Source organism: Hymenobacter sp. 5516J-16 (assembly GCF_022919335.1).
GTDB classification, from domain to species: domain Bacteria; phylum Bacteroidota; class Bacteroidia; order Cytophagales; family Hymenobacteraceae; genus Hymenobacter; species Hymenobacter sublimis.
In genome coordinates this window covers 581,524-594,865 of record NZ_CP095058.1, presented here as the reverse complement: position 1 = coordinate 594,865, position 13,342 = coordinate 581,524, and the positions used below count along the sequence as shown (strand labels likewise).

The following is a 13,342-nucleotide window of genomic DNA, read 5'->3' as shown; positions in this document are numbered from 1 at the left end:
CTGCGAAGTGTGCGGCGGATAGCTTTTTGATAGCCTAGATTATGAATGTGATTTGTATCAGGCATAGCTATAGAATTCTAGAGGCTAGTTCCCCTCCTTGGATAAGGAGGGGGTAGGGGTGGTTGAAACACTAGAACTAGAAAGCTAGAACTAGTAGGATGTTCAGACGTGCGGGTCAACCACCCCCAACCCCTCCTCATCTGAGGAGGGGAGCTAGTCTCTAGTTTTAGTTTCTAGCTGGGGTAGTCACTCTCTACTTCAACTCCAGCATCCGCGCCGGCTTGTCGCCGATGCCCATCACCTGCGCGGTGCTGGCCAGCTGGGTGATGGTGGCGCGGGTGGCGTCGTCGCCAGCCTGGTTCATCATTTTTAGCAGCAAGGCCGAGACACTGAGGTTCTTCATGTCTTCACTGCTCAGGCCGAACTGGTCCACGAAGCGACGCAGGTTGGTTTTGAAGTCGCCGCCCCCGTCGAGGGAGAAGAAGGCGTCTTTCACGGTGCCCAGCACTTCGCTATTGTGCACGGCGCGGTCCACCATCTTGCCCTTGGTGATGGAGCCGATGATCTGGTCGAAGAACATGGTTTCGCCACCCACAATGTCGATTTTGGCGGCCTTGAGGGCCTCGCCGATAACGTCGGCCTGACTCGCGGCAATGTCTTTCTGGATACTGATCTGGGCCAGCTCCACCGACTTCTCTTTGTCGAGGCGCAGCTTGAACTCCTCGTGGTCTTTACCCACGCCATCGAGCTTTTTCATGGCGTCGGCCTTGGCCTCGATGCCCTTGGCTTCCACCGCAAACTTCTGCTCCGATACGGCGGCTTCGGCTAGGCCCTTCTTCTGGTCGGCGTCGGCTTTGGCCTGAATGATGTCGGCGTCGGCGAGGCCTTTTTCACGGTTGATTTTGGCGGCTACCAGGCCCAGTTTTTCGTCGGCTTCGGCCTGGGCGCCGGCTTTGGCTTGAATGGCCTGGGCTTCGGCGGCGGCGGTAAGCTGCAGCACCGTGGCCTCGGTTTCGCCTTCTTTCTGGCGGGCAGTGGCTTTGGCTTGCATTACCTGGGCTTCGGCTAGGCCCACGGCGGTGGCTTTGCTGGCTTCGGCTTCGGCCAGGGTACGAATGGCCTGACCCTTAAACTCAGCGGCGGCTTTTTCGGCTTCGGCGTCAATTAGGGCCTGCTTGGCGCGGAACTCGGCGGCTTGTTTTTCCATGTCGGCATTGCCTACCAGAGCCACCGTGGCGGCTTCGGCCTGCTGCTTGGCGGCGGTCAGGGCCACCAGCTTTTCGCGGTCGGCCTGGGCCTGGGCGCGGGTGTCCTTTATCTTTTCTTCTTCCTGAACCGTGGCTTTTTCCACCGTGATTCGCTCCCGAATGATGGTTTGGATGTTCTTTTTCTCTTCTTCCAGAGCCTTTTCCTTTTCAATCTGGGCCAGGGCCACAATCCGTTCCCGCTCGTTGGCCTCCAGGGCTTGGGCCTGCGCGACGCGCTCGGTTTCCACGGCGTCGGTGCGCTGCTTGTTGCGCTCGGCCACCAGCACCTGCCGGTCGCGGTTCTGCTCAGCCACGCGTACTTCTTCTTCGGTGGCAATGCGGGCCCGCTCTGATTTCAGGCGCTCTTCCTGCTGTACTTTTTCGGCCTCCGCGGCTTCACGGGCCTTGATGTTGGCTACCTCGCGCTTCTGCTTTTCCTGGTTTTCAATCAGCTGCTTTTCCAGCTGCAGGATGGTTTCCTGGGCCTCAACGTCCTGCTTCTTGATGGTTTTCTGCTGCTCCCGCTGGATGGAGTTGGCTTGAATCTTCTGCTCCGAGGTTAGGGCAATGATTTTCTTGATGCCCTCGGCGTCCAGAATATTGTCCTGGTTGAGCGCTGTCAGCGGGGTTTGCTCCAGGTAGTCGATGGCGCAGTCGTCGAGCACGTAGCCGTTCAGGTCGGTGCCGATAATACGCAGGATTTCCTGCTTAAACTGCTCGCGGGAATTATACAACTCGATGAAATCGAAGTGCTTGCCTACCGTCTTTAACGCTTCTGAAAACTTGGCGTCAAAGAGGTTTTCCAGGGCCGCGGGGTCGGAGGCGCGGTGGGCCCCGATGCTCTGGGCCACGTTCAGCACGTCATCGTGGGTTTTGTTGACGCGCACGAAGAAGTTCACCTTCACATCGGCCCGCAGATTGTCTTTGCAGACCAGCCCTTCGGAGCCAGCCCGGGCAATAACGATGGTTTTGAGCTTGATGTCCATCACCTCCATCTTGTGCAGGATGGGCACGATGAAGATGCCGCTAAAGGAAACCTTGGTTTCGCCCATGCCGGTCCGGACGAGGGCTTCGCCCTGCACCGCCTTCTGGTACATGCGGGCAATGATGGCCAGAAAGCCCAATAAGAGGACGGCAACGATGAGTATCACCGCCAGGGAGAGTTGTTCCAACATGGAAGTAGGGGGTAGGGGTAAAGAAATAGATTCAGAGGTAGGGCGCCCTAGCTAGGGCGCGGGTTGGTAGAGACTAGGGATGCCGGTTCCTGTCCGCGCAGGGCAGGAGCCGCCGGCAGAAGGTTGGGAAAGAAAAGGTTGGGGTAGGCTCAGCGCCAGCGGGTAGCTCACGGAAACAGCCATTCGGCCAGCCAAGCAAAGAAATCGGCCAGTAGGCCATCCAGCAGCAGACTGCCCAGCCAGTGCCAGAACGTTTTTAGAGTACCCAGCAAGTCAATCATGACGGATAGCAGGATTAAGCTGTAACAACGCAGCCAGAAAACCAGCCTTGGCGGCGGGTGATACCAGCACGGAATCAAACTTGCCGTAGCGTATTGCCAATCGGTCGACGAGCGAAAGGGCCGGGGAGCTAATGGGGGTATGGGTAGAATAGATGCTGGTACTGTCCTGTCCTGCCAGGCGCAGCGGCCCGGATGTAATAATGAGTTCCTGCGGCGTAATGGTGTAGGCAGTGGACAAGAGTAGATAGATAATAAAGCAGACCGGTACGAGCACCACCAGGCTTGCTACCCAGCGCTGCTGGACTACGGCCAGCAGCAAAAAGGAGCCCAGGCCGCCCAGAATCGGCCCGAAAAGCCACCAGCTTATATTGGACTTAAACACCTGATTCATGGCGAGTAAAGCGTGCACTAAAGGTAGCAGAATTTAGCACTCAGGACACCTCGTAGGGTTCAATTACGTAGCAGCGGCGCTGCTCATCATAATCAATCACCAGGGCCGAGTCGCCCTTGCGCAGCTCCGTGGTGGCGTCGGCGGCTCGCACGTTGAGCATCAGGGGGGCGCCGTTGGGCACTGCCACGCTGGCCTGGCCCAGGTGCTGCTGGCTGGCGGGTAGCAGAATGGTGCAAACCTTGCCCAGGGGCCGGGTACCATCGTGGTGGTCTTTCTCGAAGGCGGCAAACACATGCACGAACGGCGTGGTCAGGACCTTGGCAACTAGCAGCGCCGCCAGCAGCAACGGCAGCAGTAGCAGCAGCCCCAGCTGCCAAGAGCTGTTACCCAGGTAATAGTTAAGCAGAATGCTGCCCACCCACAGCGGTAGGGCCACAAAAGCCACAAACACCATCAGCGGCACCCGGCCCAGGTTGAAAAAAGCCAAAGCGTGATTTAACCAACTTACGCCCATGCCCTCAGGGGCGTGAAAGTGGGTGTGGTGCAGCTCCGGGTGATGATGCACGTCCAGATCCAGGGACTTGAAATCGAGCAGGCCGGTAATTACAGTCAGCCAGTAGAGCAGCACAAATACCAGTAGGGCCGTGGGCAGCAGATTGGCTGGCAAAATCGCCGCGTGAAACAGGTCAGTCATCGTACCAAAAAAGCAAGCCGCGCCGCATTAGCGCGCATCTAGGTCGGAAAGAACCGAAAAAGCCAGCAAAGCTCCACCATACTAGCAGGTTACTACCCCACCGGCAGCTGCCGCAGCGCGCGTTTTTCGTGCTCCGGCCGGCACAGGTAGCGGCTTACCCTCGCGCCGTACAGGCCAATGCCAGCAACCAGCACCCTAACCACCGGCGAAGGTGGTAGCTGCTCAAACAGGTTCAGCAGACTGGCCGTGGTCAAAAAACCACGCCAATCCAATGGAGTAGTTTTATGGGTTGAGGTAGGGAAGAGGGCCAGGGAAACGTTACGCTGCCGGGGATGATGGGGAGTTACCAGGAGTTCCAGCTCGGCGTTGCGGCGCTGCAGGCGCTTGGCATAGTTCCGGTAGGCGTTAAGAATGAGCACCCAGCCAAGTACCATCATAGAACCCATTTCTTTTGCCTCGAGATAGTGCAGAATGCGGGCCAGGGCAATGAGAACTATCGTGGCGCTGCCTGCATACAGGAGAATTTTTTCACGGGTATTCATGTGCATTGAATCTAGCCTGGGTTCATGATATATCTGAGCTATTGACAGCATTGCCTACAGCCCCAGCTTCGCCTTAAGAGCTTGCAACTCCGTAGCGGCCTGGCTGCTGCCATCTTTGCCCAGCGCCCTGTCAATTTCCTGGTCAATGGATTTGCTTTCCTGGGCAATCTGCCCGTATGATTCGGCCAGGGCTTCCTCGGTAGCTACCTTTTCCTTCATGCGTTCCAGCAGGGCCACCGTGCCCGATGAGTCGAGCTGGGCTAGCTGTTGGTTGATGGTTTTGGTGGCGGCGCTGACGGTAACGCGGGCTTTGAGGGTGCGCAACTCATTGTCCCATTGCGAAATGGTTTGCTTAAGCTGCTGCACATTCTCGTCGAGCTGCCGGGCCGAGGCCTCGAACTTCTCCTGCTCCTGGGCGGCGCGGACGGCGTGGGCCTCGTGCTGGGCCTTTTTGGCTAAGGCTTCCGTGGCGAGGCGGTCAGCTTCGGCCGGAGCCAACTCCTGGCGGCCCGACTTCTGGAGTAGCTGCACTGCTTTGCCCTCATATTCGAGTGCCTGGGCCGCCCGGTTTCGGCCTCATTACGGCTGCGGATGGCCAGTGCTTTCACCTCGGCCAGCGCGTGCAGGGCTTTGTCCAGGTCCTGGCGCAGGTCGCGTAAGGCTTGCTCCGTGAGCTTAATCGGGTCTTCGAGCTGATTAACGGCCGAATGCGCTTCGGCCTGGCCGATTTTAAAGAGACGCGTGAAAAGGTTCATAGCAGTGTAGGATGAATGAGAGGTAGCGCGAAGCTCTAGCTTCGCATCCTAGGTAGAACGCCGGTGGGCAGTACGGGGCCTTGGCGAGGGCCACATCGGACAAAGCTGGAGCTTGCCGCCTCGAAGATCAAGCCTTGGAAAAGGCAATCAGCTCGTCGCTGAATTCGCTGAGCAGCAGGGCCAGGGAGTTGAATACCGCTTCCAGCTCGGGCCGGTCGAGGTGCTCTAGCTGCAGGGTGTCGCGGAAGATGACCTTGCGGCCCGACTCATCCAGCACGAAGGCGCCGTGGATGATGTCGCGGTTTTTCTGGAGCAACTGCTGGTACACCTCGCAGGAAGGGCCCGGCAAATCCAGCAGGTGCTGCTCCAGAATCAAAAGCGGTTCTCCGCAGCTAAGCACCAGATGCCGGATACCCTGGTCGAGCTTATTGACAACCAGAACGTTGGCGGCCGCCTCTTCGTGGCGGATATCAAAGCCCAATTCCAGCAAAAAGCCCTTGATAGTTGTAAAGTAGCGGTTGACCATACAGTGGATATAAGGGTAGAAGGAAAAGCGAACCGAGTGCTACCTGCCTTGACCAAGCGGAGCCAGTGGCTAAGTTTGGCTCAAAAAAATAGCTAAATTCAGCAAAGCAGTTCACTGTATTCTGGTAGCTTTACGATGCAATGGTACTGAAGTTTCAGTATATGCTCAAAGTTTGAGCGAAAATATTTTTGCTACGATGTCACACGTCGGAAAGAACATCCGCAAGATAAGAACGGTTAAAAAGCTGAGTCAGGCGGCTTTTGCCGAATTATTCGGGCTGGCCCGCCCAAGTGTAGGTGCTTACGAAGAGGGCCGCTCGGAGCCCAAAATGGAGACGCTTATTCAAATTGCTCATCATTTTGGCCTCTCCGTTGACCTGCTACTAACGAAAGAACTGACCGTAAACGACCTCTATGGTTTTGAGCGGTACCAGCAACCGGATGCCCCAGCGGCTGACGCCGCCGCTTCGGAGGGAGCTTCGGGAGCTACTCCCTACGTGCCCACGGCCCGGCTCATGGAGTACATTGTGCGGCACCACGACGCCGCTTTTGTGCAGGGCCTGGCTACCCTAACGTTTCCGCCCGAGCTAGGGGGCGCCACCCGGGCCTTCGAGATGCAGGGCGCGGATATGCAGCCCACCGTTCGGCACCAGGATGTGCTGCTAACCTGCCGGGTAGACAAGGCTACGCTGCGCCTGCGGGCGGGCCGCCTGTACGCCTTCGTGCTGCAAAATCAACTGTTGGTGCGCCGGCTGCTGGAGCACCGCTCCGACAACGTGCTACGCCTGCGGGCCGATAACCCCGACTATCCGGTGCAGGACGTGCCTTTTACAGATGCCCTGGAAGTATGGGAAGTGCAAGGTGTGTTCAGTACCTACCTGCGCCCGCCGGCCTTGGTAGAGGAGCGGGTAACGCGCCTGGAGCGGCAAGTGGAAGAGCTGCTGGCCCGGCTAGGCTAACGCTACCTAACCGGGGGAGGTAGGAAATAGGGGGAAGTTGGAATCAGAAAAAACCGGTTTGCCAGCCATCCGCAAGCCTGTCGTCCTCGTCCGTCAGGCCCCGTAACCCAAACAACGGCCGATCAGAAGCTGCGCCCCAGGGCAATGACGACGGAAAGCACCATGCCGGCTGGCCTACCCATCTCCGCCCGCACAACCTAGTGCGGCAGTGGGCCCGGCGTATAGGCCGCCCATTCGCTTTCCAAGGCTAGCTGCAGGTCTGGTTGCTGGCTGCCCACGGACCAGTCCAGCGCCTCTGCGGCGGCACCAAAGAACTGGATATCGTAGTGCATGAAATGCCGGCTTATATGAATAAGGCTTTCTACTACCAGCTGATTATAGAGGTTAGAAGAGGGTAGCACCACGCCTACCTGCTGCAGGGCGGGCACTGAAATCCGGGGGAGCCAGTTGGTTGCTATCCAATACTGATCGTCGAGGCTAATGTTGGGCAGGTGGCGCAGGTCGAGAATGGCAGTGTGAACTACGCCGAGCTCCAGCAGGTAGGCCACAGCGTTCATGCCTTCCTGAAACCGGGTCATGCGCTGGTGGGGCGCGCGCCATTGCACGCGCAGGAGTGATACATCAGAGCGGTATTGTACTTGTAAGTCGGATAGAGTCAATAACATCGTAGCTGCCTGCGCAGAAAACAGGCGAAAATCGGCGGGGTAAATGGGCTGCGTGCCGATACGGGAAATGGGGCAAACAGTTGAGCTTACTCCAGCTCTTGCCCGCAGAGTGCGGAAGGAAGCGGATATTTGCCCCCACATGAGTACTTCTACTTCTCCGGCTTCGGCCCCTGTCCCGGCCGCCCTGCCGTCCGCTATTCGTTTGTTGCAGTTGAAATTTCGGCTGCTAGCGGCGCTTTCTACAGAATTGGCTTTTGGTGCCGCCTGGAAGCTGTTTACTACCCCGCGCCGGCTGCCCGAAAAGAAGTGGGAGCCTGCTGCCCTGGCCGGGGCCCGCCGCTTCGAGGTAACCATCAATCGGGGCCAGGTGGCCGCCTACGAGTGGAACCCGGCGGGCCAGCGTACGGTGCTGCTGGTGCACGGCTGGGAGCACCGAGCCAGCTTCTGGGGGGCCATGGCCCGCCACCTGGCCGCAGCGGACTTTCGGGTAGTAGCCCTGGATGTGCCCGCCCACGGGGCATCCGCCGGTACGCGCGTAACGCTGCCCGCCTACGCCCGCGCCGTGCAGGCCGTAGCCGACGAGCTGGGCGAGGTGTACGCCGTGGTGGCGCATTCCTTGGGTGGGGCTGCCACGGCTGGTGTGCCCGTGCGCTTTAACCAGACCAAGGGCGGCCAGTTGCCCCGCTTGGTATTGCTGGCCGTTCCGGGGAGCACCAGCGCCGTGGCCCAACGCTTCGCTGAGCTGCTCCAGCTGCCCCCGGCAGTGGTGGCCCGCATGGCCCGCTACGTACGCGAGCAGCACGGCCGCGACGCGGAAAGCTTCAGCCTCATCCGCACCGGCCACCGCTTGCCCGTGGGCCGTGCCATGCTCTTTCACGACCACGACGATGCTAGTATTCCCTTCGCCGAAGCCCAGGAAATAGCCGCTAGCTGGCCCGGCCTCGACTTCCGGCCCACCACTGGCCTGGGCCACAACAAAATCATGCGCGACCCTGCGGTGCTGGAACAGGTAGCCGAGTTTCTACGGTAAGCAAGCACTCAGGCCATCCTCCCAGCGCAGAATGAACCAAATATCACTTCCTGAAGGCTATGAGGCGAAGAGTAGCCGTTTTGCAACGAATTTAGAGCTAAAGAAATGTCATCCAGAGGCATATCCGAAGCATCTTGCATGCTGACGTTGAGGTAGTAAACCAGATGTCAGCCCGCGAGATGCTTGGGTTAGTCCTCTGCATGACGAGCTGAGAATTGCTGTTCACGCGCTCTAACCCAGATTCCTCCTGCGTCGGAATGACAGCGTGGGGAGCGAACCAAGCACAGCGCGAGAGGTACGCCTGGATGTAGGCTGGGAAAAGAGACGAAAGAGTTGATTTACACCGTTTCGTGGCCCTCGGCGGCAAGTTGGCGCAGTACCTCGCGCAGGCCATCCGGCTCCAGCATACGCTGACGAACGTGGGCTAGGTACTCCGCTTCGGCGCGCAGGTGGCGCTTGAGCTGGCGGATTTCCTGCTCCCGTTTCTTGCCGGTGCTCCCGAAAAAGCCGTTTTCACCGAATTTCAGGGCGTTCAGCTGCTGTTTAAGCTCCGTTGTTTGTTGATGCAAGGCCTGGGTGTAGCGCGCCAGCACGTCGTCGTCGGTGGCCTCGGCGGGGCCGGCTTCCGAGAGTAGCTGCAGCAGGGTGTAGAGGTCGTTGGTTTCGTAGGCCTCGGTGATGCGCTGCATCAGAGCCGTTTTCTGCTGCTGGGCGGCTGGGTCGCGGGCCAGGTCGGGGTGGTGCAGGCGGGCCAGCTGGCGGTAAAGGGTTTTGGTGTTCGACAGCAGGCGCTGCTGCTCTTCCCGGGCCTGCTGGGCGGCCGCTTCCTCGGCTTTCTGGGCCTTGGATTTGCGGCGGGTGCGGGCGTGGGCCGCCGCTTGCTCGTGGGGCGGCAGGTTGGGGTCGATGGTAGGGGTAGGGGCCTCGGAGGCAGGAGCATCTTCCGCTTCCTCCACCCGGCGGCGCGGGGCGTACTTACGCAGAATATCCTCGGCATCTTCCCCAAACCTATCCTGCAGGGCCCGCGCATTGCCGACTATCACCTCCTGAATCTGGCGGTGCTCCAGGCGGCTGAAGTAGTCGAGCAGCAAGGCTTCTTCCAGGGGCCCGAACAGGGCGCGGCGGGCTTCCACCACGGTAGCCGCCGCGGGGCCCACCTGCTGCCAGTAGCGGCGGCGCGCTTCGGCCTGCTCCTGGCGCACTTCCCGCAGGCGCTGGCGCAGGCCTTCCACCTGCTCCACGGCCGCCCGAAACGCCTGCTGGGCCGGGGTGCCGGGCGCTTCTCTCGGGGCTGAAACGGGTAGGGCGTTGGCGGCGGGCAGGTCGGTGGCGGGGTTATGCAGATTCATGGGGCAAAGGTAAGGCAGGAGTTACGTGAAGCCGGCGGGGTAGCAGGCGCAGGGCCACTACCTAAAACCAGCCCCGTTTGTACCCGTATATTCTGGGTAATAGCTCCCAGGTAATCAGAACTTTTCCCGCTTATAGGTGCTGAGCAGGGCCTCTTGGTGACGCAGGTGTTAGCGTAGCGCTTCAACTGGGGCTGGTGTGCTACTTTCGCTTATTGTTGTCCGGTGTATCTATGGTAGCTTTTCTAGGCTGCTGATTTCGCGTAACTCTCTTATCTCTCCGTGCTTTCACTTCCGCTGAGTCTGGCTCCTGCCGACGAGTTGTTGCCCGCATTGCTGGATCTGTCAATTAGTGGCATCGTGTGTTACACGCCAGTGCTGGATGCCGCGGGGCAAGTACTGGATTTCGTCTTTTCCTACGTCAATCCAGCGGCTCAACGCCTGCTGGGGATGCCGGCGCAGCCTACCACTACGTATCTGCAGCAGTTTCCGCAGGCGAGGAGCAGCGGGGCCTTTGCCTTCCACGTCGCGGCATTCGGCTCCGATGAGCCCCGGCACTATGAGGAGCTCTACCAGGATGAACAGTATGACACCTACTGCCGGGTAGTGGGCCGCCGCCTGGGCCAGCACCTGCTGGTGAGTTTTTCCTTTAGCCAGGAGCACAACGAGCGCGCCGCTGAACAGGCCCTCCGCCAGAGCCAGGCCCGCGAGCAGGCCGCCCGGGCGGAAGCCGAGCGGCAACGAGCAGAGCTGACGAACATATTTGAGCAGGCGCCCGTGGCTATTGCCATCTTCGAGGGGCCCGACCATGTCATCAAACTGGTAAACGCGGCCCACCTGGAGCTTTGGGGAAAAACGGCCGCGGAAGTATTGCATAAGCCCTTGTTTGAAGCCATTCCCGAAGCAAAGGGAGCGGGCTACGAGGAGTTGCTGGCCGGAGTCATGGAAACCGAAAAGCCCTTTGTCGCCAAAGAGCTGTCGGCCAACCTGAAGCGCCACGGCCAGCAGGAGCTGGTGTATTTTGATTTTGTGTACCTGCCCTGGCGAACTGAGCAGGGCACCGTATCGGGCGTCATTGTGGTGGCTACCGACATAACCCAGCAGGTAAAGGCTCGGCAGCAGGCGGAGGCGCTACAGGCCGATTTGGTGGCAGCTACCCGGCACCAGGTGCAGGAACGCAACACCTTGTTTCAGGTATTCGCGCAAACGCCGGCCGCCATCTGCATACAGCGCGGCCCAGACCACCGGTACGAGTACGCTAACGCCGCGTACCTGCAGTTTTTTCCGGGACGCCAGATTCTGGGCAACACCGTTGCGGAGGCCATTCCCGAAACCGTGGACAGCGGAGTGCTAGCCCTGCTCGACCACGTGTACCAAACCGGCGAAACGTACTACGGCGAGGAGCTGCCCTTGCTGATTGCTCAGCCTGAGGGCCCGCCGAAGCTGATGTACTTCACCTTCACCTACCAAGCCTTCCACGAAAACGGGGAGATTGTGGGTATTTCCACCTTTGCCTACAACGTAGCGGATCAGGTGCTGGCCCGGCAGCAGCACGAAGTTCAGCAACGCCGGTTACATGAACTGTTTGAGCAGGCGCCAGTAGCCATTGCTATTTTCCGGGGGCCGCAGTACGTCATTGAGCTGGCTAACCCGGCCGTGTGCGCCATTTGGGGCCGCACGCCGGAGCAGGCCCTGGGCACTCCCTTATTCGAGCTGCTGCCCGAAGCGGCGGGCCAAGGCTTCGAGCAGTTGCTCGATGGGGTAATGGCTACCGGCGTGCCCTACGTCGCCAACGAGCTGCCTTCCCACATTGATCGGCACGGCCGCCGCGACTTGGTGTACTGGAACTTTGTGTACCAGCCCTTGCATGATGGGGGCGACCAAATTACGGCCGTGACGGTGGTGGCTACCGAGGTAACCGAACAGGTGCTGGCCCGCCAACGCGTGCAGGACCTAAACCAGGAACTGGCGGCTTCCAACGACGAGCTCAGCAAAACCAACGCCCAGCTCACGCGCACCAACATCGACCTGGACACCTTCGTGTACACGGCCTCCCACGACCTCAAGGCGCCCATCACCAACATCGAAAGCATCATGCTGGCCTTGCGGGAGCATCTGCCCAGGGAAGTTCAGCAGCACGAGCTGATCAGTCACTTGCTGGACCTGCTCGACCACACGGTGGCGCGCTTTCAAACTACCATTGCCCAGCTTACCGACCTCTCCAAGCTGCAACTGGCCCACGCCGCTCCTGCCGAGCCGGTGCTACTCGCGGCGGTGGTGGAAGATGTACGCCTAGACCTGGCCCCCGACCTGCAGGCCGCCGCTACCCAGCTCACGGTGGAAGTAGCCCCGGATTTGCTGATTTCCTTTGCCCCGCAAAACCTGCGCAGTATCGTGTACAACCTGCTCAGCAACGCCGTGAAGTACCGCGACCCGAACCGTCCGTCCAGGGTGCAGCTGCGCGCCGAAAGCACCCCGCAATCCGTACTACTTACCGTGCAGGATAATGGCTTGGGGCTGAACGAACTGCAACAACGCCAGCTGTTTGGCCTGTTTCAGCGCCTGCACACCCACGTGGAGGGTACGGGTGTAGGCCTCTATATTGTGAAGCGCTTGGTAGAAAATGGGGCGGCACCATCACGGTGCAGAGCGAGGTAGGGGTAGGCTCAACCTTTACGGTTTCGTTTCCGGTGTAACTCCGGCCGCCTCCTTTGTTCATTTTTACGCTGGCGAGCCTGCGCCCGGAGTAGGCTACCCAAACACTTCGTAGGCCACCCGGAAGGTGGTACAGTGGGCATCCACAATGTCGCGGAGCTGCTCAGAGTAGCCGCCGCCCATGCTCACGGCTACGGGCAGCTGGTGCTGCTGGCAGAGGCGCAAAACGTATTCGTCGCGGCGGCGGCAGCCGGCTTGGGTTAAGGCCAGCTTGCCGAGCTTGTCGGTAGCCAGTACATCAACGCCGGCCTGAAAGAAGATGAAATCGGGCTGAACTTGGGCGAGCAGGCGAGGTAGGGTGTCGTGCAGCATGCGGAGGTAGGTTTCGTCGTCGGTGCCCAGGTCCAGGGCCACATCCAGGTCCGACTGCTCCTTGCGCAGGGGATAGTTGGCGCCGGCGTGCATGGAAAAGGTAAATACGCGCGGCTCCTCCCGGAAAATGCTGGCCGTGCCGTCGCCCTGGTGCACATCTAGGTCCACTACCAGCACTTGGCGCACCAGGCCGTGGTGGAGCAGGTGGGCGGCGGCAATGGCTATGTCGTTGAGCACGCAAAACCCCTCGCCTCGGTCGCGGAACGCGTGGTGGGTGCCCCCGGCCAGACTCAGGCCAATGCCGTGCTCCAGGGCCTTGCGCGCCGACTGCACCGTGCCGGCCGAGCTGCTCAGGGAGCGGCGCACCAGCTCCGGACTCTGGGGTAACCCCAGCCGCCGCACCTCCGCCGCCGAGAGCTGCAAGTCCCGCACGCGCTGCCAGTACTCCATGGAATGTACCCGCAAAATATCCTCCTCGGCGCACAACCCCGGGTCGTAGAAATCTTCTGGCGGGGCAATGCCCTGCCACAGCAACTGCTCCCGAATTAGGGCATATTTGGCAATAGGGAAGCGGTGGCCGGCGGGCAGTTGAATGCTGTAACGGTCGGAGGTTGCAAGGCAGGGCATTAGGCGAGATGAATCGGGGTGCCGATTTGTACGGCTGACGAGCGGAAAAGCTGTGGCGTCGGACGAAAGCCGCGTAAC

Annotated in this window: 11 protein-coding genes and 1 pseudogene; 3 read left to right on the top strand and 9 right to left on the bottom strand. The window is 59.9% G+C overall.

Translation table 11 applies throughout. From position 1 onward, the window contains the following. Positions 1 to 253 precede the first annotated feature (253 nt). The 6 genes and pseudogenes from MUN84_RS02915 to MUN84_RS02890 form a co-directional block, all read right to left on the bottom strand. A complete protein-coding gene (locus tag MUN84_RS02915; protein ID WP_244696573.1) occupies positions 254 to 2,422 on the bottom strand; it encodes a flotillin family protein in 2,169 nt (722 codons plus the stop codon). Positions 2,423 to 2,695: 273 nt separating this feature from the next. Next, the gene (locus MUN84_RS02910) at positions 2,696 to 3,094 is read right to left on the bottom strand and encodes a PH domain-containing protein (protein WP_244696572.1); all 399 of its coding nucleotides are present in this window, start codon (positions 3,092 to 3,094) and stop codon (positions 2,696 to 2,698) included. Between the two features lie 40 nt (positions 3,095 to 3,134). Beyond that, positions 3,135 to 3,788, bottom strand: a complete 654-nt coding sequence (locus tag MUN84_RS02905) for an OB-fold-containig protein (RefSeq protein ID WP_244696571.1) — start codon at positions 3,786 to 3,788, stop codon at positions 3,135 to 3,137. Between the two features lie 92 nt (positions 3,789 to 3,880). Next, positions 3,881 to 4,330 (bottom strand): hypothetical protein, encoded by a 450-nt coding sequence (locus MUN84_RS02900; protein ID WP_244696570.1) that lies wholly within the window; start codon positions 4,328 to 4,330, stop codon positions 3,881 to 3,883. A gap of 54 nt (positions 4,331 to 4,384) precedes the next feature. Continuing rightward, a pseudogene (locus MUN84_RS02895) lies at positions 4,385 to 5,085 on the bottom strand (PspA/IM30 family protein). A gap of 127 nt (positions 5,086 to 5,212) precedes the next feature. Then, the gene (locus MUN84_RS02890) at positions 5,213 to 5,611 is read right to left on the bottom strand and encodes a CesT family type III secretion system chaperone (RefSeq protein WP_244696569.1); all 399 of its coding nucleotides are present in this window, start codon (positions 5,609 to 5,611) and stop codon (positions 5,213 to 5,215) included. Between the two features lie 196 nt (positions 5,612 to 5,807). Here MUN84_RS02890 and MUN84_RS02885 point away from each other — a divergent pair, with 196 nt between their 5' ends. Continuing rightward, positions 5,808 to 6,569 (top strand): XRE family transcriptional regulator, encoded by a 762-nt coding sequence (locus MUN84_RS02885; protein WP_244696568.1) that lies wholly within the window; start codon positions 5,808 to 5,810, stop codon positions 6,567 to 6,569. Positions 6,570 to 6,766: 197 nt separating this feature from the next. Here MUN84_RS02885 and MUN84_RS02880 read toward each other — a convergent pair whose 3' ends face one another. Next, a complete protein-coding gene (locus tag MUN84_RS02880) occupies positions 6,767 to 7,234 on the bottom strand; it encodes a hypothetical protein (protein WP_244696567.1) in 468 nt (155 codons plus the stop codon). Between the two features lie 139 nt (positions 7,235 to 7,373). On the opposite strand from MUN84_RS02880, the gene MUN84_RS02875 reads away from it, so the two are divergent. After that, positions 7,374 to 8,264, top strand: a complete 891-nt coding sequence (locus MUN84_RS02875; RefSeq protein ID WP_244696566.1) for an alpha/beta fold hydrolase — start codon at positions 7,374 to 7,376, stop codon at positions 8,262 to 8,264. 338 nt (positions 8,265 to 8,602) lie between these two features. On the opposite strand, the gene MUN84_RS02870 is transcribed toward MUN84_RS02875, so the two are convergent. Continuing rightward, the gene (locus MUN84_RS02870) at positions 8,603 to 9,613 is read right to left on the bottom strand and encodes a J domain-containing protein (RefSeq protein WP_244696565.1); all 1,011 of its coding nucleotides are present in this window, start codon (positions 9,611 to 9,613) and stop codon (positions 8,603 to 8,605) included. 279 nt (positions 9,614 to 9,892) lie between these two features. Between MUN84_RS02870 and MUN84_RS02865 the strand changes: the two genes are divergently transcribed. Next, positions 9,893 to 12,268, top strand: coding sequence for a PAS domain-containing protein (locus MUN84_RS02865; RefSeq protein WP_244696564.1), 2,376 nt, complete (start codon positions 9,893 to 9,895; stop codon positions 12,266 to 12,268). 93 nt (positions 12,269 to 12,361) lie between these two features. Here MUN84_RS02865 and MUN84_RS02860 read toward each other — a convergent pair whose 3' ends face one another. Continuing rightward, the gene (locus tag MUN84_RS02860; RefSeq protein ID WP_244696563.1) at positions 12,362 to 13,264 is read right to left on the bottom strand and encodes a histone deacetylase; all 903 of its coding nucleotides are present in this window, start codon (positions 13,262 to 13,264) and stop codon (positions 12,362 to 12,364) included. Positions 13,265 to 13,342: the final 78 nt, after the last annotated feature.